Origin of the sequence: Lactiplantibacillus fabifermentans DSM 21115, from assembly GCF_000498955.2 — a bacterium.
Taxonomy (GTDB): Bacteria; Bacillota; Bacilli; order Lactobacillales; family Lactobacillaceae; genus Lactiplantibacillus; species Lactiplantibacillus fabifermentans.
In genome coordinates, this window is sequence record NZ_AYGX02000177.1 from 1 (window position 1) to 20,968 (window position 20,968).

Genomic DNA, 20,968 nt, shown 5'->3' on the forward strand with positions numbered 1-20,968 from the left:
GAAGCTGATCTTTTTTGTCCGAACAGCGTTCGGATTAATTTTACAATCTACCTTATCCATAATCTGATATTTGTCCAAATACAAATCATTAGCATGCACCCACGTTCGTTGCCCATCAATACTCAATCGGCCACCGAGTGCTTCAGATAAATAATAAACCAAGTTATAAAATGCTTTTTGGGTCATCGGGAGTTCATTTAAATAATTCGTCCGCACCATCACCAAATGCGCTGCCGGTTCAACGGTCGTCAGCTGAATCGGGCACACCAGCCAGCGCGGACGCGTATTTGTAAATGCTTGGGTAAATTCGGTTGGGTCTAACCAAAACGTTAAATGTAAGCGGTTATTAAGGCTGTCATCATTGCCGTAATGATGAACCGTAAACTGCCGCCGATCAATTCCCCAAATCTGCCGTGCTAAATCATGATAGTCCACATCGAGCGTTTGCCGTTTCACTCGTAAGTATGCTTTCATATAATTCGCCATCCCTCTCAAAAAGATACTCCCAGAATACTAGCCTCCCCCATTAACTAACAGTCGGCAATTTCATTTAATCGGTATCCGAACATACTCATTGACCGATTGTTTGCTGCTCCCAGCCAATAATATCGCTAGTCGCCGTGACGACTTTTCTCAAATGAAGTCGTCGAATTTTGTTGTGGCATAAGCCAAGCACTCGATGGCTAAAACCGACTTAGCTAGCTTAACTTGCTGAAAGTCGGCATTCGAAAACTTTTCATCATCAAGCCGGCTGGGCCACGGTGGCAGCCCATTGGCGCAGCCGGCGGAACCGCAATCAAACAACGAAAAAACGACCACCCGTAGGCAGTCGTTTAAATTAATGATTAGTTTTCAACTTTTTGATTACCGAACCACTTTTTGTTGATCTTCGCTAAAGTCCCGTTGGCTTTTAATTCTTTCAAGCCGGCGTTGATCTTCTTGCGCATCGTCTTGTCACCTTTCCGCATCCCAACCGCGAAATCTTCGGACTTGAACGTCCCTTGGGTCTCGTTGTAGTCGGCAGAGTTGGATTCGTGTTTGATGTAGTAGTTGGCATAGACACTATCAATCAATAAGCCTTTAATCCGACCTGCATTCAAGTCTAAGAAAGCGTTGGTAAAGGTATCGTATTGAATTGGTGTTTTATTAGCAATTTTATTCTTCAACAATGTTGGATTATTTTCCAAAGATTCATAACCTGATGACCCGGATTGCACCCCGAGTGTTTTACCCGTCATGTCGTTGAACGAGTTAATGTGGTTTTTCTTCAATGACACTAACACTTGCTTATTCTTCAAATAAGTATTGCTGAACGCGACCACTTTTTCCCGTTGCGCATTTTTCGTATAGCCATTCCAGATTAAATCAATCGTGCCGTTCCGTAATTCAGTGGCGTTCATTGACCAGTCAATCGTTTGGAAACTGATTTTAATGCCATATAGTTTAAACACGGCCCGGGCTAAGTCGACATCGTAGCCAACTAATTTCCCGGACTTTTCCCGGAAGCCCATTGGCACAAAACTATCATCAAGGCCGACAATCACATAACCGCGTTTTTTGATTTTGGCCCAAGTATCTTGGGTATCCGCACGCGTCTTGACATTCTCGCAGCCGGATAACGTTCCCGCTAAGCCAACTAACACCGCAAAGAGTAGGCATAATGAAATTATTCTTTTTTTCATACCACCGCCTCCTAATCTGCTTGGTTGGGTTCAACGTGTAACATATCATCCGCAATGTTTTTTGCGAAAGTTAAATCATGAGTGACCACAATTTGTGTCATGCCATCGGCTTTTAAACCAAGAATCAACTTTTCAACTTCTTGGCGTAAGTTCGGGTCCAAGGCTGAAGTTGGTTCGTCATAACATAAGATGTTCGGCCGCATCGCTAACGCCCGCGCAATGGCGACCCGTTGTTTTTGACCACCGGAAAGTTGGTAAGGATATTGGTCGGCGTGGTCACCTAAGTTTAAGCGGTCCAATAATTTTTGGGCCGTCGCTTCAGCGTCGGCTTTGCTTTCCTTGAGTACCATCGTTGGTGCTAACGTAATGTTTTGCATCACCGTCAAATGTGGAAATAATTCGAAGTTTTGGAACACGACCCCAATCACGCTGTCATTACTCGTGTTTGTGTACGGGTCAAAAGGTTGCCCATCAACTAAGAACTCGCCACCATTGACTTGTTCCAGCCCCGTAATACAACGTAGCAAGGTCGTTTTCCCAGCCCCGGAAGGCCCAACGATGCTAAGAATTTCACCATCTTTAACGGTGACGTTTAAATCTTTGATAATCGTACGATCACCAAAACTTTTGGTAATATTTTTTAATTCTAACATGGCAAGCCCTCCTTATTTCCAATAACTGTAGTGCTTTTCAACGCGGCGTAAGACGAAGGTCGTCACGGCCGTTAAGAGTAAGTAGATGACGCCCACTAACATCAATGGGACTAACGTGACGTCACGCGCGGTAGCCACGTTCCCGGCCCGGAGCAAGTCGCCTAACCCGATGACGTAAACTAACGAGGAATCCTTAATCAAGTTGATGACTTCGTTCCCAACGGATGGCAGGACGATTTTAACAACTTGCGGAATCACGATTTTACGAATTGTTTGCCAGTAGCTGAGCCGTAACACCCGCGCACTTTCATACTGCCCATTATCAATTGATTGTAACCCACCGCGGAAGATTTCTGCAAAGTAAGCGGCGTAATTTAAAATGAAAGCGAATAGGGCCGCTTCATAACGTTCAAAGACAATCCCGATTAAGGGTAAGCCGTAAAAGACGACGATCAATTGGAGCAATAACGGCGTCCCCCGCATTAACCAAACGTAAAAATCAATGAGCCATTTCAACGGTTTAAATTTGGAATTCAACCCTAAACTTAAAACTAACCCTAATGGCAATGATCCTACTAACGTCCATAAGAAAATTTGTAGCGTCATGCCGGCGCCGGAAATTAATGATGGCAAAATCTCTAAAATATAGTGCATGTGCGTTCCCTCCCAAATTTAACAGCAACAAAAAAGTCCTCTTGAGAACTATCTCAAGAGGACGTCTATGCGCGGTGCCACCTCACTTCGCAGCAACTTCACAGTTACTGCCTCAGGGAGTTTCGTGATAAAAACACAAAAAAATCGTCCCTAGGCCTAAAGCCTAAGAGGACGATTTCATCGCGGTGCCACCTCATCTTTATCAATTGCTCGCACAATTGAACTCAGCGAGTTTATCACTAAACTCCGCCGCTAACGAGGCCAACCGTAACAGCTTACTTTATTCAGCCATTCAACTCACAGATGTGGTTCGTCTTTAACCCGCCGTCACCTTTCCAGCCCCGGTGACTCTCTGAACAACGTGCTAATAACTACTCTTCTGTTCTCTGTTTTTTAATGTTGTTCTCATACTAACGAAAACGAATCGCTTCGTCAAGTCTTTTTCACTTATTTGCGGTGAAAAATTCCAGCAAAGCGCGCCCACATACCTGGCTTAGATTGCTCAATGTTCATGAGCGGTACCGTTTCACCCTCGATACGGCGGGCAATATTGCGGTAACCTTGTGAAGCTGAATTCTTTGGATCCAAAACGATGGGTTCCCCATTATTCGATGTGCGAATAACGGCGTCATCATCAAAGACGATGCCCAGTAAATCAATCGATAAATGATGGGTAATTTCATCGATATCCATCGTTTCACCATCTTGCATCATCCGCCGACGAATTCGGTTGATGACGAGCTTCGGTGCTTCAGCTAATGGATATTGTTCCAATAAGCCGACAACGCGGTCCGCATCACGAATTGCTGAGATTTCAGGAGTTGAAACGATAATGCCGGCATCGGCCCCCGCAATCGCGTTCATGAACCCTTGTTCAATCCCAGCTGGACAATCTAATAAGACATAATCAAAATCAGGCTTTAATTCATCAACAATTGACCGAACCTGATCCGGATTCAAGGAATCCTTATCCGCATTTTGGGCGGCAGGTAATAGGAACAATAAGTCGTCGAAGCGTTTGTCTTTGACTAAAGCTTGGCGCAATTGCGCGCGACCCGCCACGACATCCACAATGTCATATAAAATACGATTGTCTAAACCTAAAATCACATCCAAATTTCGTAAACCAATGTCTAAGTCTACGAGGCAGACCTTTTTGCCCATTAGAGCTAAGGCCGTCCCGAGATTGGCAGTCGTCGTCGTTTTACCGACGCCCCCTTTACCAGAGGTAATGACAATTGCTTTTCCCATCAAACATGTCCTCCATTCCGAGTAAATAACTTCGGTCGTACGCGTTTCAGTTGATTCAAGGGTTGATAATCTAAGGCTTGAATATCGTTAATATACACGACGTTAGTCCCCGCCACAATTTTTTCTGGATCAACGAGTTCCAGCAGTTCCCCGACCCGCACCCGTGGTACGGTCGCTAACGGGCTCACAATCACTGCATCAGCATGGTCAGGATAACCGGCTTCTAAAGACCCAGAAATGTCCCCCATCACAAAAATACTACCGGTCGCGCGTAAGACGCCACCTTCATGAATCTTACCGAAAAATAGCACGTCCCCATTAACTTCCAGGACTTGGCCATTTCGAATAATTTGATTAACTAAATGGACCGTATTGCGGTCGATCATCGCTAACGCATCCGCCGTTAAAATCACGTCGGCAGTTAACTTATGAATGCTAAATAGCTCATAGCGATTCACCAATTGCGTGACTTGCGTATTTTGTTCCGTCGTAAGTAGACGACCCTCCGTACTCATGTCAAACGAGATCTCTTTATCAGTCGTGTTGTCGAGTTGCAAGCGGTCCAACAAAGTTTTTAAATCGGCCATAATGTCGTCAAAACTGGCGGACTGGCGAAAAATTAATTCATAACCATCACTACTGGCTTTTAAAACCACACTTTGTTGCATGTTGGAAATCCTTTCCACCGACTAATTGACGCGGAGATATAACTGACGGACTGGGTAATACAAAATAACGAAAATCGCTAAGTTGACCGCAATGGTCGGACCTAACGTATAGACCGCAAAGTCGGCTAAATTGTTAGTCACCACTTTACCAATCACATACCAAACGTATGCGAAGGCTTCAGTAATCGTAATATCAATAATATAGACCATTAGTAACGTTAAAAAGTTTAAATCCAGCCAAGGCTTCATCAAGCGGCTGAGATAAACGACTAACGGTAAGGCAATCAAGTAAACCCCGAAAATACCAGTGAAATACCAATCGTACACTAAGCCGACAAAAGCGGCCCAGATTCCGACTGGCAACGCATCGTCGTCGTCCAAAAAGACGGCAAAGACGATCCATAACAAATCTAAATGTAACACACTGGAGTACGGGTACTTAAATAAGTTGCCGGCAAACACATTTGATAACGAGCCATCCAGAAACAGTGCAATGAATAACCCAATCGGAAAAATGTAGCATAAACGCGATTTCAAAATTGCACCCCTCCCTTATTTTTCGGCGACCGTTACGACCGTCAAATCACTAAGATCGGCAGCAGGCTTGATTTCAACTTCGGAAGCCAACCCATAATCATCTTGTTTCACACTAGCAACGGTCCCAATGTATAAGCCCTTAGGTGTAACCCCACCGAGCCCACTTGTCACGACTTTGTCACCCTTTTTAATCTTAACCGATGACGTCACCGAACCCATTTCAAGGTAACCGGTACTCTTGTCATAACCAGAAACAATCCCGTTGACCGTCTTACCGGAGCTATTGGTAATTTGGATGGCGAACTTATCCGCATTCGAACTCGTGCTAGAAATCAATTCAACTTTTGAGTTGGTTTGGTTAACTTCCACGACGCGCCCAATCAAGCCGGTTTCTGACATGACGGACATATTCTTCTTAATTCCGGAAGTCGCCCCTTTAGAAATAACTAATTGATTCATCCATGAAGACGGTGTCCGGGCAATCACGCTCGCTGAAACGGTCGTGTAGCTCGACAATGATGAATTCAATTTTAATTCTTTACGTAACTGCTTGTTTTCAGCAGCCGTCGTTTGGGCATTCACTTTCGCTTGTGCTAATTGATCAACTTGTTTCTTTAACTTTTGATTTTCTTGATAAGTATTCAACAAATCCGAAACGGAATTGGAAGCACTTTGAAGTCCGTTGACTGGCCAAGCAATGACCCGGTCAACGGCGCCAGCGACGTCATTCCCAAATTGCTGAATCAATGGCGGTGTCGACTTTTTGTTCCGTACCGCGACTGATACGCTCATCAAGCCGAAACTAATAATCAGCAAAATAATCACGATGACTAGTTTACGGTTGGAGAAAAACTTTTGCATAATGAACCCCCGGTCGAAAATTCAATGAGTTTACAATAAATAAGCGGGAAGACATCTTCCCGCTCACCTGTTATCGCTTTTTCATAACATCGATGCTCTTAAGTGATTCACCAGTCCCAACGGCCACACAATCAAGTGGTTCGTTAGCAATGAAAACAGGTACTTTGGTTTCATCGGCAATCACTTCGGAAAGATTCTTCAATAAGGCGCCACCGCCAGTTAAAACAATCCCGTGATCAATTACATCAGAGGCAATTTCTGGGGAAGTTTCTTCCAAGGTTTCCTTAATCGCTGAAATAACTTCTGAAACGATTTCTTGAATCGCTTCAGCAACATCGACGGCTGAAATTTCAACTGTCTTTGGCAAACCTGATAACAAGTCCCGGCCCCGAATCGTTGAGCCTTCGATTTCTTGGGCGGCATCCATTGATGCTGAACCAATATCGATTTTCAATTGTTCGGCAGTCCGTTCCCCGATTAAGAGGTTAAATTTTTGGCGAACGTGATAAATGATTGAATCATCAATCTTATCACCCGCCATCCGGATTGAACGACTTGACACGATTCCCCCTAAGGAAATCGTCGCCACGTCAGTCGTCCCACCACCAATATCAACAACCATGCTACCAGTCGGATCCATAACTGGTAACCCAGCACCGATTGCAGCAGCAAATGGTTCTTCAATGACATAAGCATCCCGTGCGCCAGCAACGCGGGTCGCATCAATAACGGCCCGTTTTTCGACTTCGGTAACACCACTCGGTACACAAACCATGACATAAGGTTTACCGTTCGAACGACCCAATGTCTTTTGAATAAAGTACTTCATCATCGCAACGGTAGTATCGTAATCAGCAATGACCCCGTCTTTCATTGGGCGGATTGCCACAATACTTGCTGGTGTTCTCCCAATCATATCCCGTGCTTCTGAACCAACGGATACGATTTCACCAGTCTTCGTGTTCTTCGCAACCACGGATGGTTCTCGTAGTACGATTCCCTTGCCGTCAACGTACACAATTGTGTTGGCAGTACCGAGATCGATCCCGATATTCTTTGTCCCAAATCCGAACACTACATTCATCCCTTCATCATTTACAAATTTAATTTTTTATTAGTCATAATAGTAAGTATTATAGCATAATAGCCCAGCATAAAAAATTACTGCCTGAATCCTAGCATACCGTAATCTCTTAAAAAATACAGTCCCATTATTTAACTTAGATAAAATTTAAAAAAACGCGATTAAGCCGAATAATTATCGGTCCTAACCCCGTTATTTTACCACATTCTTTTAAGATTCCGTATTACAATTTAACAACCCTTGCTCGGCGAAACTAAAGTAATCGCTTGCACCAATCACAAAACAGTCTAATAACGGGATACCTAGCAGTTCACCACTAATTTGTAATCTTTTCGTAAATTCAACGTCCTTGTGTGACGGTTCCGCATCACCGCTCGGATGATTGTGCGCAATCACAATGCGGGCGGTCGTAGTTGCCAAGGCGACCTGAAAAATTTCACGCGGATGCGCCGGACAAGAATTCAAGGTACCTTGGAAAATAATTTGCCGTTTCACAATTTGATTTTTTGTATCTAAACATAACAGAAGTAATTGCTCCTGCGTTAAACCAGCAAAGTCGCTTTGTAACTGCTCACCAATTTGTTGACTGCCAAACACTTGCCCTAACACGACCCGTGGCGGTTGTGGCAACAACTGACCACACCGTAATGCCGCTAACAAGCTGCGCCAATGTGGTTGACTTGGCACTTGTTCGAGCCATTGTCCGGCTAAGGCTGGTGGATGCGTTGTTTCAAATTCGCGGGTCGCCGCTAAAGCAGCGGCCTCATCCAAAAAGCCGGTAAAGTATTGTTGAATCAACTGGTGAATCTGCTGTGCATGGTCATTTGTTCGACCGATTAATGTTTCCATCGAAGCGCCCCCTTTATAAGACAACTCCGCAAACTAATCAGTCTTCCATTTTAAAATATGCCCGCACGTCCGAAATAAAGTATAACGATCCGGTCAGCAATAACACATCTTCACTAGACATTTCGCTAGTAACTTGCATCAACGCTGCCTGCCAATTGCTAAAAATTGGCGCGTCATAGTTGGTTGGCAACTCACTTTCCAACGTATCCGGATCCGTTGACGGCCGCTTAGCGTTGGGACCCGCAAATTGAGTCAACACTAAATGCACATTCGGCACTTGCGCCAACGTTTGAATCATCTGGGCATGTTGCTTATCCGCTAACACCGCAAAAATCACATACACATTTTGTTGGCCAAACCGTTCTTTGAGCGTCGTCGCCAGTTCGGTCACGGCCGGTTCATTATGGGCGCCATCAATCATGATTAGGGGGTCATCGTTCAAGCGTTCCAACCGGCCCGGCCAATTGACCCCCGCTAGCGCCCGCTTAACATCCCGAATCGCCACCGGAATCCCCGTCTGTTGATGATAGTTCAAGTAGGCCGCTAACGCCACGGCAGCGTTATCCACTTGATAATCGCCGAGTAATGGCGTCGTCAAATCTTTGAAATGGTCATCGGGACCGTCAAAGTTAAACCGTTCTTGCCAGCCTTGTGGTGGTAACAGCTTCGTCGTAAAATCCGTCCCCAACGTTTGCAACGGTGCCTGTTGGTCGGCGGCAGTTTCAACCATCACCGTTTGCGCTTCAGCCGGTAACTTACCGACAACCACTGGTACGTTCGGCTTAATAATCCCGGCTTTTTGCGTGGCAATCGCCGTCAAGGTATCACCTAAAATCTGCATGTGGTCATAACCAATCGTCGTAATCACGCTAACTTGCGGCGTCCACACATTGGTCGAGTCATACAACCCACCGAGACCCACTTCAATCACCGCGACATCAATCGGTTGCGTCGCAAAATACAAGAACATCATCGCGGTAATAATTTCAAATTCAGTTGGCCCACCAGTCGGTAATTCCGCGTCCAACTTCGCAACCACTGGCTTGATTTGGTCAACCAAAGCCACCAAGTCATCATCACTAATCGGTTCGCCGTCGACACTAATCCGTTCATTAAAGCGGGTAATAAATGGCGACGTAAAGGTCCCCACCGTTAAGCCATCGGCCATCAGTAATTCGCGTAAATTAGCGACAGTTGACCCTTTCCCATTAGTCCCGGCCACATGAATGCCATGAACCTTTAATTGCGGATCACCAAGTTCTTTTAAAAAGCGTTGCATGCGCTGCAACGTCGGAATCTTCTTAAACTGTGTGCGGCCATGAATAAACGCCAAAGCCGCATCGTATGCATTACTCAATAGTAGGTACTCCCTCTTATGTTGGTTATAGTTGTCCGCTACGTCCGTCAGCTTGGCCACGTGGTGAGCAAAGTGCGGTCTGGAACCTCGCTTGGCAGCCGCAACCCACGTCTCCCAAGAGGTCCGCAAAGTAAGGCGGCAAAAACACACCGCCTAACATTGCCGACATGGCGTAGCCAATCTAACGGACTCCGCTAATGCTTGCAAAAATTTCATTAACTTGTCATTCATGTAACTCACTGCAATTAATTAAAAAGTGGTATTTTTGTTCTCATCTATTTTAGAATAAGTCCCCTAGTAATTGCTAGTGATAGTTAGGTATTCATTGATTAATCAATGCTCTGCATGGTCATTCAACATATAATCACGCACTTACATGTTCCTCGTCGCAATTGCTCAACGCTGACAACTCAATCCGTTAAAAAAATTAGCACAGCCGAATGCCCCACCACAAATGGGTACAACCACCCAATCGAATTAGATTGTCATCATTCTTGTTGAAAAACAATCTAGCTGCCAGCCGACCGTAATGGAAGCCGACATGCAGGTGGCGTTAACGGGATTGGGCTACATCCCGTTTACACCACGGACGTCTTTTGAGACTTAGGTTTTAGGCTCAAAAGCGAGGTCCAAGACCGCTTCTCAGGCTTGGACCGGTCCCCATGGCAGCTGGAATTACGGTCAGCTGGCAGCGGCAACAATGCTACCCAATGAAAAAAGCCCACGAACAAAATGTTCGTAGACTCTTTTCGTAAAACTGATTATGCTTGGGCCTTGATATCGGCTAACCGTTGTTTCGTTGCGGCTAACTTCGTCTCGTTGTCAGCGAGCTTTTCTTTTTCGCTGTTAACAACATCTTCAGGCGCATTTGAAACAAAGCGTTCGTTCCCTAATTTCTTAGTAGCCCGCGTCACTTCAGCTTCAAACTTTTGTTGTTCTTTTTCAAGTTTGCCGATTTCTTCGTTCAAGTCGACTAATTCTGCTAATGGAATGTAAACTTCCGCATCACTAATCACTTGCGTCATCGCTAACTTCGGTGCGGTAACATCGGCACCGATGGATAACGTCTTCGGATGGGCAAACCGTTGAATATAATCTTCATTGGTCTTTAAGACCGTTTGGAGATGTTCATTGTCGGACTTGATTAACAAGTCAACTGCCGATGACATCTTCGCATTAGCTTCGGCCCGAATACTCCGAACGGCCGTGATTAATTCAATCAAGGAAGCCATATCACTTTCAGCGGCTGGGTCATCAAATTCCGGATGGTCAACTGGGTAATCAGCGACCACTAAGGACTTGCCCACGTGTGGCATTGATAACCAGATTTTTTCAGTAACGAATGGCATGATTGGTTGTAATAAGCGCAAGATTTGGTCTAAGACATAGGCTAAGACATTTTGCGTGTTGGCCTTGGCTTTAGCATCGTCGCCCGTCAAGACTTCCTTACTCATTTCAATATACCAGTCACAAAAGTCGTTCCAGATGAAGTTATAAAGGGCCCGACCCGCTTCACCAAAGTCAAATTTATCAAAGGTGGTCGTCACTTGTTTAACCGTTTCGTTCAAGCGGCTTAAAATCCACTTGTCAGCTAATGTCCATTCAGACTGCGCTGGTAAGACTGGTTTTTCCATATCACCTAAGTTCATGATGACGTAACGACTGGCATTCCAAATCTTGTTAATGAAGTTCCAAGCCGCATCCATCTTCGTATAACTGAAGCGGACATCTTGCCCGGCAGTTGAGCCATTTGATAAGAACCAGCGCAACGCATCAGCACCGTACTTCTTAATAACGTCCATCGGGTCAATCCCATTACCAAGGGACTTACTCATCTTAACACCGTGTTCATCACGAATTAAGCCGTGTAACAAGACGTTTTTGAATGGTCGCCGACCGGTAAATTCAAGGCTTTGGAAAATCATCCGTGAAACCCAGAAAGGTAAGATATCATAACCGGTAACTAACGTATTCGTTGGGAAGTAACGCTTAAAGTCTTCAGCGTTTTCATCCGGCCAACCCATCGTTGAAAATGGCCATAAGGCACTTGAGAACCACGTGTCCAAAACATCGGGATCTTGTTCCCAATTTTCAGGGTCCTTAGGCGCATCGACACCGACATAAGTTTCCCCAGTGGTCTTGTTATACCAAGCTGGAATCCGATGACCCCACCAAAGTTGCCGTGAGATAACCCAGTCATGAATGTTTTCCATCCATTGCTTGAAGGCATCTTCAAAACGTTTTGGTACAAAGTTAACGGCATCGTCGCTATCTTGGTTCTTCAACGCTTGTTCTGCTAACGGCTTCATCTTCACGAACCATTGCGTCGATAAGCGAGCTTCAACTTGTACGTCCGTCCGTTCTGAATGCCCAACACTATGGACGATTGGGTCAATCTTCAACATTAAGCCTTGATCTTCCAAATCTTTGACCATCGCTTTACGCGCAACGAAACGGTCCATCCCTTCGTACTTACCCGCGTTGGCGTTCATGGAGGCGTCGTCATTCATCGTGTTGATGCGTTTCAAGTCATGACGGTTCCCGACTTTAAAGTCATTAGGGTCATGAGCTGGCGTAATCTTAACCATCCCAGTCCCAAATTCAGGGTCAACGTAAGCATCAGCGATAATTGGAATCTTGCGGTCCGCGAGTGGCAAAATAACTTCTTTACCAACTAATTCCTTATAGCGATCATCACTTGGGTTAACCGCTACGGCCGTATCACCCATCATCGTTTCGGGACGGGTCGTCGCAATTTCGATGTAATGTTTGCCATTAAACGTGTAATCTTTGTCGGCAAAGGGGTACTTAACATGGTAAAAGGCACCCTTGTCATCTTTATGGATAACTTCAATGTCTGATAAAGCGGTCCGCGCTTGCGGATCCCAGTTGATGATATATTCACCACGATAAATCAACCCTTTGTTGTATAAATCAACAAAGACTTTCTTAACTGCGTCAGATAAACCTTCGTCCATCGTGAAGCGTTCACGTGAATAGTCTAACGATAAGCCCATCTTCGCCCATTGTTGTTTGATGATGCTAGCGTACTCGTCTTTCCAATCCCAAACTTGTTGCACGAATTTTTCCCGACCTAAGTCGTAACGGCTAATGCCTTGTTCGCGTAATTTAGCTTCAACCTTAGCTTGAGTCGCAATCCCGGCATGGTCCATCCCTGGTAACCAGAGCGTGTCAAAACCTTGCATCCGCTTTTGACGAATAATAATATCTTGTAACGTCGTGTCCCAAGCATGGCCTAAATGCAACTTACCCGTAACATTTGGCGGTGGAATCACGATTGAATACGGTTTGGCTTTTTTGTCGCCCGAAGGCTTGAATAAATCTTCGTCTAACCAAGTTTGGTACCGGCCTTGTTCAACCGCGGTCGGATCATATTTGGTAGGCATATCAGTCGTTGGTTCGTCTGACATATGGGGCACATCCTTTCTTATTTTGGTACGAAAAAAGTCCGTTCATCCTAAATACTTAGGACGAATGGACTCGCGGTACCACCTAATTTCAAAGTCCGGGAAACCCCGACTTTGCACTTCAACAAGTTTGTTAACGAACGGTGTATCCCGTCCGGCTCACCCTACTATGAGTTCAGGTAAACAGCTCGCAAGCTACCTTCATTTGACGGCCATCGAAAACTCGCAACCCCGTTTTCTTTCTGGAGATGGGAATGTCAAACTACTCTCTTGCTCATTGCTAGACTTATTGTAATGAATATCCGTGGCGCCGTCAATGTTTATTCGAATTGTTTTAAGGCGTCTAAAGCCGCCACGTAATTTGGTTCGTTGGTTAATTCAGGGACAATTTCGTGATAAACAATCTTCCCATCGGCATCGGCCACGTAGATTGCGCGGGTCAAAGTACCGTTATTTGGTAAGTACAAGTTGGTGGCATAGCCAAAAGAAAGTTCCTCATCGGAAACGACCGTCAAGTTCTTGACGCCTTCCTTAGCACACCAGCCGGCTTGATCCGCAATCGAGTTGTTAGATACTGCGATAAATTGAACTTGTGGATATTGGTCCGCTTGTTGGTTAAACTTGCGTGTTTGAATCGAGCAAACCCGCGTATCAATGTCCGGCATCACGCTGATTAAAACTGGCTTGCCCAATAAATCTTTGGTCTTAAGCTTGTCCTCGTGCGTCGTAAATACTTTAAATTTTGGTAATTGGTCGCCATCTTTTAATGGTTCCCCAACTAAATCTAACGGCTTATCATGAAATAATACTTGCACACCAAACACCCCTTCGATAACTTAATTAAGCTGACGTTTCACTAGCCAAACTAGTATGCTACAAATGTACCGCAAACTCGTTTTTGTCGCAAATGATAGCCTTGCCAATTTTGGGAGTTATGGGTTAGTTGCCGCAGTTGGCTGACCGTAATTCCATCGTCTTGGGACCGGTCCAAGCCTGAGAGGCGGTCTTGGACCTCGCTTTTGAGCCCGAGGCCCAGGTCTCAAAAGGCGTCCGTGGTGTAAACGACCAAAAAACGGTCGTTAACGCCACTTTCAAAACGATTCCATTACGGTCAGCCAATTGCTACATTCAGCTTAATTACCAAGAAATGTTTAGCATGCGAAAATGGAACAGCATATTCTTAATCATGACTAACGGGCTGATAACAAGCATTTAGAAAGAAGCATCGAAGACATCCGGTAGCGTATGCTAGTAAACCTACACCCGAACGTCACATTCATGGCAACTACTATTATCATTCGACCATAGCTCAATCAACAATTCCAATTTAATAATTAGTAGCGCGTAGGAAATTATATTATTAAACTTCACATCCGTCAGAATACCTTTTTTACAGATATGCTAGCGCTTCAACAAAAGCACCACTACAACACCGTGTTAATTGACAGACACGGAACGAACTTGCTAAACTACCGTTGTGGTTATCACACCACTACTTATTTATTTTAGGAGAAATGCCATATGTTAACGAAAATTGTGAGCGCGGTTTAATCGGGAGGTTTGTCCGATTAACGCGTACTAACCTCCCGGATGGTTGTCACTAACGACTTCGGAGGAAAAAACATGATCTATTTAAATCAAACTGATCCAACCACTAACGAACACTTAATTATTCGTAATGAAACCCCTGACGACTATCTAGCCGTCGAAGCCATGACCCGCGCCGCCTTTTGGAATTTATATATTCCAGGCTGCATGGAACACTATCTTGTTCACCAAATGCGTGACACTAGTGATTTTATTGCCCCATTGGACTTAGTATTGACGCGCAACGACCAAATTGTCGGCAACATTATGTACACGAAAGCAACGTTGACTGACGAAACGGGTCACGTCAAACCAGTGATTACTTTTGGTCCCATCTGCGTGCAGCCTGGCTATCAACGCCGCGGCTTCAGCAAATTACTGATTAATACGTCATTTGAACTGGCCAAATCACTCGGCCATGACACGGTCATCATTTTCGGTATGCCGGCAAACTACGTGGCTCGCGGCTTTCGCAATGGTTACGACTTCCATGTCGGCTTACCAGGGCCGCAATACCCAACGGCGATGCTCGTCAAAGAACTCGTCCCCCACGTCTTAGATGGACACGACTGGACCTACCAAGAAAGTCCAGTCATGGAAGTCACCATGGCCAACGTCGAAGCCTTCGACAACACGTTGCCACCGCTCAAGAAAGCTTGGCAGCCGAGTCAGGAAGAATTCAAGATTATTAGTCACTCGTTCATTCAAAAAAATGAATAAATAATTTTATTAGTACGCTGACAATTGCAATTATCAGCGTACTTTTTTACTTCTAAGATATCCAAACAACCCGTTACAACCACTCAGGACAAGGTTATAACGGGTTATTAATTTTTAAGTAAAAACAAACTGGTGGTGACTAGTAATTTTCCCGGCCAAACACCACCGGCCGCTTAGATGGCGCTTTCTTAATGTTACTCAGTTAGAACGGATACCAATAATCCATTCCGAATAGTGACTAAAATAAATAAGGTGCGACCACCAGATTGTAGTCACACCCTATTTATTCGAAAACCAATTTAGTTGTGTGTCAGCGGTAATGGAAGCCGCCGTGCAAGTGTCGTTAGTTCGGCATGCTTTTGGCCGAGCTTACGACACCGACATCTTTGAAGATTGGCGGGTTGAGCCAAGCTTCAAAGTGAGGTTTGAGACCGCTTCTCAGGCTCGAACCGGTCGCCACGGCGGCTGGAATTACCGCTGTCGCACAACGGCAACCAACTAAAAACTAAAGTAATTCCGCGAAGACGTCTTCTTGCGCGTTCATGTAGTTTTCGCCTGGTTTGATTTCAGTGATTTTGACACCGTCTAAGGCGCGTTGCATCAAGCCTTCAACATCGATGCGTTCTTCATATAACCGGGAACGGTCTAACTTAGGATGTGTCTTCGGTGCCGGTGGCGCAAAGATGGTACAGCAGTCTTCAAATGGCATGATCGATAAGTTATAAGTATCGATATCTTCAGCAATCTTAATGATTTCCGTTTTATCCATTGAGATAACCGGCCGTAAAACTGGCAAGGTGGTGACATCATTGATAGCAATCATACTGTCCATCGTTTGTGAAGCCACTTGGCCTAACGATTCACCATTAAAAATGGCCTTACCGTGACGTTCACGCGTCATGGCATCCATTAAGCGCATCATTAAGCGACGTTGGACGGTCATCAAGTAACCTTCTGGCACCTTTTCTTTGATTTCTTCTTGGATTTCGGTGAATGGAATTTGAATGAATTTCACACTACCCGAATAGCTAGCTAACGTTGATGCCAATTGCTTGGCTTTCGCTAACGCTTGTTCACTCGTGTATGGCGGACTGAAGAAATGGACCATTTCCATGTCAACGCCGCGCTTCATACCAAGGTAACCAGCGACTGGTGAGTCAATCCCACCAGATAGCATCAACATCCCTTTACCGGCAGTCCCGACAGGTAACCCACCGGCGCCTTTAATTGTTTCTGACGATAAGAAGATACCGTTTAAACGCACTTCCACACGGATCACGATATCCGGATTTTTCATTTGAACTTTAATGCCATCGACGTGGTCTAAAATTTGACCACCCAACATGTCATTAATTTCGTTCGTGTCGTATTCAAACTTGTGGTCCGAACGACGCGTATTGACTTTAAATGTCATCCCCGGTTTGAATTGGGCTTTGACCATTTCAATGGCCGTCGCGTAAACGTCGTCCATTTCTTGGGGCACCCGGATACTTGGGGAAAAGTTTTGAATCCCAAAAACGAGTTTCAACCGATCCATGACCCCGGCAGCATCTTCGCCATTTAAGGCAATGTGCATCCGGTCACGGTCAGCGTGAACTTTCAATTCGGGGAAGTCGTGCAACGCTTTGCGGACATTACGACCTAAGCTATCAATAAAGTTCCGCCGGTTTTTACCTTTGGTCGATAGTTCGCCGTAACGCACCATAATTTCAGTGTATTGCATTGGGCAGGATTCCTTTCTCAGAGTGTGGTGCAAAGCGGGTTGCTACCGAGCAGTGCCTCGCTAGGATGTTACTCGGGCGATTTTTCCCGAGTGGCATACTAGCGTTGCACAGCGGAGGTCGCAGCTTTGGACCACACGTTTCGACAATATAAATAAATCAATTAAAAATTAAGCATCCGCGTTAATCTTAGAAAACTTCTGATATAAATTATCAAATACGCGGTTAAACTCATCGGCTTCGGCCAACGTATTGTTTTCATCTAAACTAATCCGAATCGCACTAGTTGCCACACTTTCAGGAACATGCATGGCCATTAACGTACTTGAAGCCAAGTGTTTCTTCGAAGAGCAGGCACTGGTCGTAGAAATAAAGATACCTTGGTCTTCAAACGCGTGCACAATCGTTTCACCACGGACACCGTTAATCGTAAAGCATAAAATGTGTGGTGCAAAGCCGTCCGTTGGTTGACTAAAAATCGTCACTTTCGGGAAGTCTTTGATGTGATCATAGACCCGTTGTTTGATAGCGCGTTCGCGAGCCACTTTTTCAGCTTCATCGGTTAATAATAATCGTAAGGCTTTGGCCATCCCAGCGATAGCGGGCAAGTTTTCTGTCCCGGAACGCCAGTTATTTTCTTGGCCCCCACCGGTCATTAATGGCGCTAACTTACGACCTTGGCGCGCATAGATGAAGCCAATTCCACGAGGGGCGTGGAATTTGTGCCCAGAGAACGTCACGAAGTCCACCCGATCATTCATAATGATATCCTGAATACCTTTACCAATTCCTTGGACGGCATCGACGTGAAAATGAATCTTCGGATAGTCTTTCAACACATCGGCGACCGCTTGAAGCGGCTGAATCGTGCCAATTTCGTTGTTGACGGCCATGACTGAGACCAAAATCGTATCGGGACGAATTGCCGCCTTTAAATCATCAATTGAAATGCGGCCTTCTTGATCAACGGGTAAATACGTGATGTCAAAACCGAGTTCTTTCAATTGTTCCATTGAATTATGAATCGCCGGATGTTCCACCGCCGTCGTAATCAAATGTTTCCCAAAGCTCCGTTTTTCAATCGCGGTCCCTTTGGTTACCCAGTTATCGCCTTCCGTCCCACCAGACGTGAAGAAGATTTCATTAGGCTTAGCGCCAATCAAATCCGCAATTTGCTTACGCGATTGTTCTAATAAATGAAAGGCCGTTTCGCCAAAGTTATGCAAACTTGACGGATTGCCCCACACTTGTTGAGAAACTTTCGTGTACGTCTCTAAAACTGCCGGCGCCGCTTGGGTCGTCGCACTGTTATCAAAATAAATCATACTTAATCCTTCACTTTCCAAAAAAGCAGCGCCAGGCACTTACTTTCGATAAGAATTCTTTGCAATTATACCAAATAATCAGTTTGAAACAAGGTCTGGAGTTTGAAAACACCGGTGATTCGTCGGGAAAACTGCTGACTTCACGCAACCGGCCAAATAAAAAAGCCATACATTTGACTGTATGACTTCCTGTTTATTGTTCGGATTCATCCGGATGGCTGGCATAGTAGCTATCTTCAATCCGTTTGTAAGCACCGGGATCCACTTTGTCGATGGCCGACGCAATGACTTCCAAGCTCCGCGCATACTCGTGTTCATCATTGAAAAGGTGTTGGGCTTCTTCACTAGCCGCTTGCACATCTTCATGATTAGTCTTGTAACGGTTCGCATATTGCAATAATTGTTCGGCTAAAATCGCTGAATCAATCAAATCCGTGGTTTTTTCTTTCAAGGTCGCCATATCAGCTTGGATAACAATGAGTTGTTTCGTAATATCATCCATATTAATGACTAACTTATTAATATCATGGTCAAGCTTTTCGATTTCTTTGGTGACGACCATGAAATAGTCTAAGTAATCTTGGGGCAAACCGGGTAAGTTCAAGTTTTCCACTTGCCGCTTGATGGCGTGAATTTCAAAGTCGAAGCGCTGTAACGTATCGTGGGCTTTCGTTTCTTCCGCCGCTAACCCCGCGACCCCGTCATTAATCGCAACTTGCTCTTCTTCAATCCCTTTAAGTTGGTCATCTTGGTCTTGATAATGCGCCGCAATCTCGCTGTAGACCGCCTGTTTGCTCGTTAACGCCGTCATATCAGCTTGATACGTCGATTCAATTGTCTTGAGTTGTTCGTTTAATTCGCGCGTCCGTTCAACTTCGTGGTTATTCAACGTATAACTCTGTGCTAACCGGTCCAATTCAATTTGTAAGTGATGATTTTGATTCATCGCATGATTCAAAAACTTACTAATATCATCTTGTTTTTCAACGACGACGGCTTTGGCGTCAATTTCGGTTTGCATGATGTCATACAAATGGTCAATCCGTTTTTCAATGGCATGATTGCCATTTTCCGCATCATCAAGCCGCAACTCCCCCAACGCTTTAGTGTTGTCATCGATAGCTTGCAATAACGCTGTGATTTCCGGTTCAATGCTATTCACTTCAAAATGGAAATGTTGATCAACCAACTGATTATACCCAGTTTGCAATTCTTTGAGTTGGTCTGGGAAGCCACTCACTAAGTCTTTATAAATTGGTGGAATCCGGTCGATATCCGTTTCCAACGCACTCGTGTCATGACGTAACTGGTCTAACACCGTTTCGGCGGCATCGTGGTCGCCAGCTTTAGCGAGTTGTGAGAATTTATCAAAATCACTCTCTAAGTTAGCCAACCGGTCTTCCAACTTGTCGATGCTGGGGCCAAAGGAGAAGTTTTGCGACAACAACGTCTTCCGTAAATCTTGATATTTCTTTTCAAGACTGGCAACAGCTTGACGATGGGCTTCATCGGCCGCTTTTAACGCATCGAGACCTTTACGGGTCGTGGCGATTTGTTGTTCGATATCATCGAGGCTCGCACTGACCTTTTTTACATTTTGTCGGGCATCCACAAAACGCACACTCTTGGCTTGCGTTTGAATTTGCGCCAATTTTTCGATAATGGCTGGCAAATGGTTGTTTTGCATAGTTTGGTCGTCATTTTGCAAGGCTTCCAATTTTGCTAACGAGCCCCCAGTTAAGTTGAGCCGTTCGATTTTTTCAAAATCAGTTGCCTGCGCTTGTTTGACCAACGCTTGCTGTCGTGCCGTCAACTGTTTGACTTGTTTGTCGATATACAGTTGAAAGCCCTTGATTGCAGCGTAAATCACAAGTGCGACAACCACAATGCCGATTGCTACTTGCATATGAATACCCCTTACTATTATTAAATTACGTTTTAATTGCGCGCGCCCGTCTACCTGACCAGACTGGCGCCTTGCATTTTAGTGAAAATCCAATTAAAATCTACAATAAAATTATAACATAGACACAATTATCAAACAGTATGAATTTCTTAACTTTCTAGGAGGATTTTCTATGTCAGAGACCGAAACATCACTTATGAACCAACAGCTAGACGCCCTACTCTACGAAGAAACTAACTTAATCGCTAACTTGGCAAATGCTAGTGCGTTGGTTAACAGTACTTATGATGACTTGAACTGGGCGGGCTTTTACTTATTCAACGAAACAACCGGCGAACTGGATTTGGGGCCATTTCAAGGTAAAGTCGCTTGCATGCATATCAAAATTGGCGCCGGCGTCGTTGGTACCGCCTTTAAGGACCAACAAATCCACCGGGTGGCCAATGTTCACGAATTTCCGGGTCACATCGCGTGCGATAGCGCCAGCAACGCTGAAATCGTCGTTCCCATCACAAAAGGTGACCATCAAATTGGCGTGTTAGACATTGATTCGCCTTCATTAGACCGCTTTACGGCTGACAATGAACAGGAATTAGCCGAATTCGTCAAGATTTTGGTGCAACACATTGACTAACCGCCGCTAAACATGCTATGCTACTCTTTGTGTAAAATAATGCAGCAGTGA

General features: G+C 44.9%; 19 protein-coding genes and 2 other annotated features. Of the genes, 3 read left to right on the plus strand and 16 right to left on the minus strand.

The window, feature by feature from the left end:
- The 13 genes from DY78_RS15200 to tpx form a co-directional block, all read right to left on the minus strand.
- Positions 1–474: hypothetical protein (locus DY78_RS15200; RefSeq protein WP_191982881.1), on the minus strand; the 474-nt coding region annotated here is incomplete at its 3' end.
- 371 nt (positions 475–845) lie between these two features.
- Positions 846–1,682 carry an amino acid ABC transporter substrate-binding protein gene (locus DY78_RS15205; protein WP_024625264.1) on the minus strand — a complete coding sequence of 279 codons (837 nt, stop codon included), beginning with the start codon at positions 1,680–1,682 and terminating at the stop codon, positions 846–848.
- A gap of 11 nt (positions 1,683–1,693) precedes the next feature.
- A complete protein-coding gene (locus tag DY78_RS15210) occupies positions 1,694–2,335 on the minus strand; it encodes an amino acid ABC transporter ATP-binding protein (RefSeq protein ID WP_033614187.1) in 642 nt (213 codons plus the stop codon).
- Between the two features lie 12 nt (positions 2,336–2,347).
- Positions 2,348–2,989, minus strand: a complete 642-nt coding sequence (locus DY78_RS15215) for an amino acid ABC transporter permease (RefSeq protein ID WP_024625262.1) — start codon at positions 2,987–2,989, stop codon at positions 2,348–2,350.
- A gap of 164 nt (positions 2,990–3,153) precedes the next feature.
- Positions 3,154–3,385 (minus strand) — a binding site (T-box leader).
- Positions 3,386–3,436: 51 nt separating this feature from the next.
- Positions 3,437–4,240 carry a septum site-determining protein MinD gene (gene minD / locus DY78_RS15220; RefSeq protein WP_024625261.1) on the minus strand — a complete coding sequence of 268 codons (804 nt, stop codon included), beginning with the start codon at positions 4,238–4,240 and terminating at the stop codon, positions 3,437–3,439.
- Positions 4,240–4,908 carry a septum site-determining protein MinC gene (locus DY78_RS15225; RefSeq protein WP_024625260.1) on the minus strand — a complete coding sequence of 223 codons (669 nt, stop codon included), beginning with the start codon at positions 4,906–4,908 and terminating at the stop codon, positions 4,240–4,242. The genes minD and DY78_RS15225 overlap by 1 nt, the downstream gene beginning before the upstream one ends.
- A gap of 21 nt (positions 4,909–4,929) precedes the next feature.
- Positions 4,930–5,445 (minus strand): rod shape-determining protein MreD, encoded by a 516-nt coding sequence (gene mreD, locus DY78_RS15230; protein ID WP_024625259.1) that lies wholly within the window; start codon positions 5,443–5,445, stop codon positions 4,930–4,932.
- A gap of 15 nt (positions 5,446–5,460) precedes the next feature.
- Entirely contained in the window at positions 5,461–6,306 is an 846-nt protein-coding gene (mreC, locus tag DY78_RS15235) for a rod shape-determining protein MreC (RefSeq protein WP_024625258.1), read from the minus strand.
- A gap of 70 nt (positions 6,307–6,376) precedes the next feature.
- Complete coding sequence (locus DY78_RS15240; RefSeq protein WP_024625257.1) at positions 6,377–7,381, minus strand: rod shape-determining protein; 1,005 nt, start codon at positions 7,379–7,381, stop codon at positions 6,377–6,379.
- Between the two features lie 219 nt (positions 7,382–7,600).
- Complete coding sequence (locus DY78_RS15245) at positions 7,601–8,239, minus strand: JAB domain-containing protein (RefSeq protein ID WP_024625256.1); 639 nt, start codon at positions 8,237–8,239, stop codon at positions 7,601–7,603.
- 37 nt (positions 8,240–8,276) lie between these two features.
- Positions 8,277–9,596: a bifunctional folylpolyglutamate synthase/dihydrofolate synthase gene (locus DY78_RS15250; RefSeq protein ID WP_024625255.1), complete on the minus strand. Its 1,320-nt coding sequence runs from the start codon at positions 9,594–9,596 to the stop codon at positions 8,277–8,279.
- Positions 9,597–10,357: 761 nt separating this feature from the next.
- Positions 10,358–13,027 carry a valine--tRNA ligase gene (locus tag DY78_RS15255; protein ID WP_024625254.1) on the minus strand — a complete coding sequence of 890 codons (2,670 nt, stop codon included), beginning with the start codon at positions 13,025–13,027 and terminating at the stop codon, positions 10,358–10,360.
- A 53-nt stretch (positions 13,028–13,080) separates the two neighbouring features.
- Positions 13,081–13,311 (minus strand) — a binding site (T-box leader).
- 33 nt (positions 13,312–13,344) lie between these two features.
- Positions 13,345–13,839: a thiol peroxidase gene (gene tpx / locus DY78_RS15260; RefSeq protein WP_024625253.1), complete on the minus strand. Its 495-nt coding sequence runs from the start codon at positions 13,837–13,839 to the stop codon at positions 13,345–13,347.
- Between the two features lie 808 nt (positions 13,840–14,647).
- Here tpx and DY78_RS15270 point away from each other — a divergent pair.
- Both DY78_RS15270 and DY78_RS16290 read left to right on the plus strand, forming a co-directional pair.
- Positions 14,648–15,331 carry a GNAT family N-acetyltransferase gene (locus DY78_RS15270; RefSeq protein ID WP_024625252.1) on the plus strand — a complete coding sequence of 228 codons (684 nt, stop codon included), beginning with the start codon at positions 14,648–14,650 and terminating at the stop codon, positions 15,329–15,331.
- A 319-nt stretch (positions 15,332–15,650) separates the two neighbouring features.
- The gene (locus DY78_RS16290) at positions 15,651–15,833 is read left to right on the plus strand and encodes a hypothetical protein (protein WP_156093461.1); all 183 of its coding nucleotides are present in this window, start codon (positions 15,651–15,653) and stop codon (positions 15,831–15,833) included.
- Between the two features lie 3 nt (positions 15,834–15,836).
- On the opposite strand, the gene thiI is transcribed toward DY78_RS16290, so the two are convergent.
- The 3 genes from thiI to ezrA form a co-directional block, all read right to left on the minus strand.
- Positions 15,837–17,054 (minus strand): tRNA uracil 4-sulfurtransferase ThiI, encoded by a 1,218-nt coding sequence (thiI, locus tag DY78_RS15275; protein ID WP_024625251.1) that lies wholly within the window; start codon positions 17,052–17,054, stop codon positions 15,837–15,839.
- Positions 17,055–17,222: 168 nt separating this feature from the next.
- Positions 17,223–18,377 carry a cysteine desulfurase family protein gene (locus DY78_RS15280; protein WP_024625250.1) on the minus strand — a complete coding sequence of 385 codons (1,155 nt, stop codon included), beginning with the start codon at positions 18,375–18,377 and terminating at the stop codon, positions 17,223–17,225.
- 193 nt (positions 18,378–18,570) lie between these two features.
- Entirely contained in the window at positions 18,571–20,283 is a 1,713-nt protein-coding gene (ezrA, locus tag DY78_RS15285) for a septation ring formation regulator EzrA (protein ID WP_024625249.1), read from the minus strand.
- 172 nt (positions 20,284–20,455) lie between these two features.
- On the opposite strand from ezrA, the gene DY78_RS15290 reads away from it, so the two are divergent.
- Positions 20,456–20,917, plus strand: coding sequence for a GAF domain-containing protein (locus tag DY78_RS15290; RefSeq protein WP_024625248.1), 462 nt, complete (start codon positions 20,456–20,458; stop codon positions 20,915–20,917).
- Positions 20,918–20,968 lie beyond the last annotated feature (51 nt).

Coding starts and splice junctions, on each gene's coding strand:
- DY78_RS15205 (WP_024625264.1), bottom strand. CDS start 1,682: ATGAAAAAAAGAATAATTTCATTATGCCTACTCTTTGCGGTGTTAGTT.
- DY78_RS15210 (WP_033614187.1), bottom strand. CDS start 2,335: ATGTTAGAATTAAAAAATATTACCAAAAGTTTTGGTGATCGTACGATT.
- DY78_RS15215 (WP_024625262.1), bottom strand. CDS start 2,989: ATGCACTATATTTTAGAGATTTTGCCATCATTAATTTCCGGCGCCGGC.
- minD (WP_024625261.1), bottom strand. CDS start 4,240: ATGGGAAAAGCAATTGTCATTACCTCTGGTAAAGGGGGCGTCGGTAAA.
- DY78_RS15225 (WP_024625260.1), bottom strand. CDS start 4,908: ATGCAACAAAGTGTGGTTTTAAAAGCCAGTAGTGATGGTTATGAATTA.
- mreC (WP_024625258.1), bottom strand. CDS start 6,306: ATGCAAAAGTTTTTCTCCAACCGTAAACTAGTCATCGTGATTATTTTG.
- DY78_RS15245 (WP_024625256.1), bottom strand. CDS start 8,239: ATGGAAACATTAATCGGTCGAACAAATGACCATGCACAGCAGATTCAC.
- DY78_RS15255 (WP_024625254.1), bottom strand. CDS start 13,027: ATGTCAGACGAACCAACGACTGATATGCCTACCAAATATGATCCGACC.
- DY78_RS15270 (WP_024625252.1), top strand. CDS start 14,648: ATGATCTATTTAAATCAAACTGATCCAACCACTAACGAACACTTAATT.
- DY78_RS16290 (WP_156093461.1), top strand. CDS start 15,651: ATGGAAGCCGCCGTGCAAGTGTCGTTAGTTCGGCATGCTTTTGGCCGA.
- thiI (WP_024625251.1), bottom strand. CDS start 17,054: ATGCAATACACTGAAATTATGGTGCGTTACGGCGAACTATCGACCAAA.
- DY78_RS15280 (WP_024625250.1), bottom strand. CDS start 18,377: ATGATTTATTTTGATAACAGTGCGACGACCCAAGCGGCGCCGGCAGTT.
- ezrA (WP_024625249.1), bottom strand. CDS start 20,283: ATGCAAGTAGCAATCGGCATTGTGGTTGTCGCACTTGTGATTTACGCT.
- DY78_RS15290 (WP_024625248.1), top strand. CDS start 20,456: ATGTCAGAGACCGAAACATCACTTATGAACCAACAGCTAGACGCCCTA.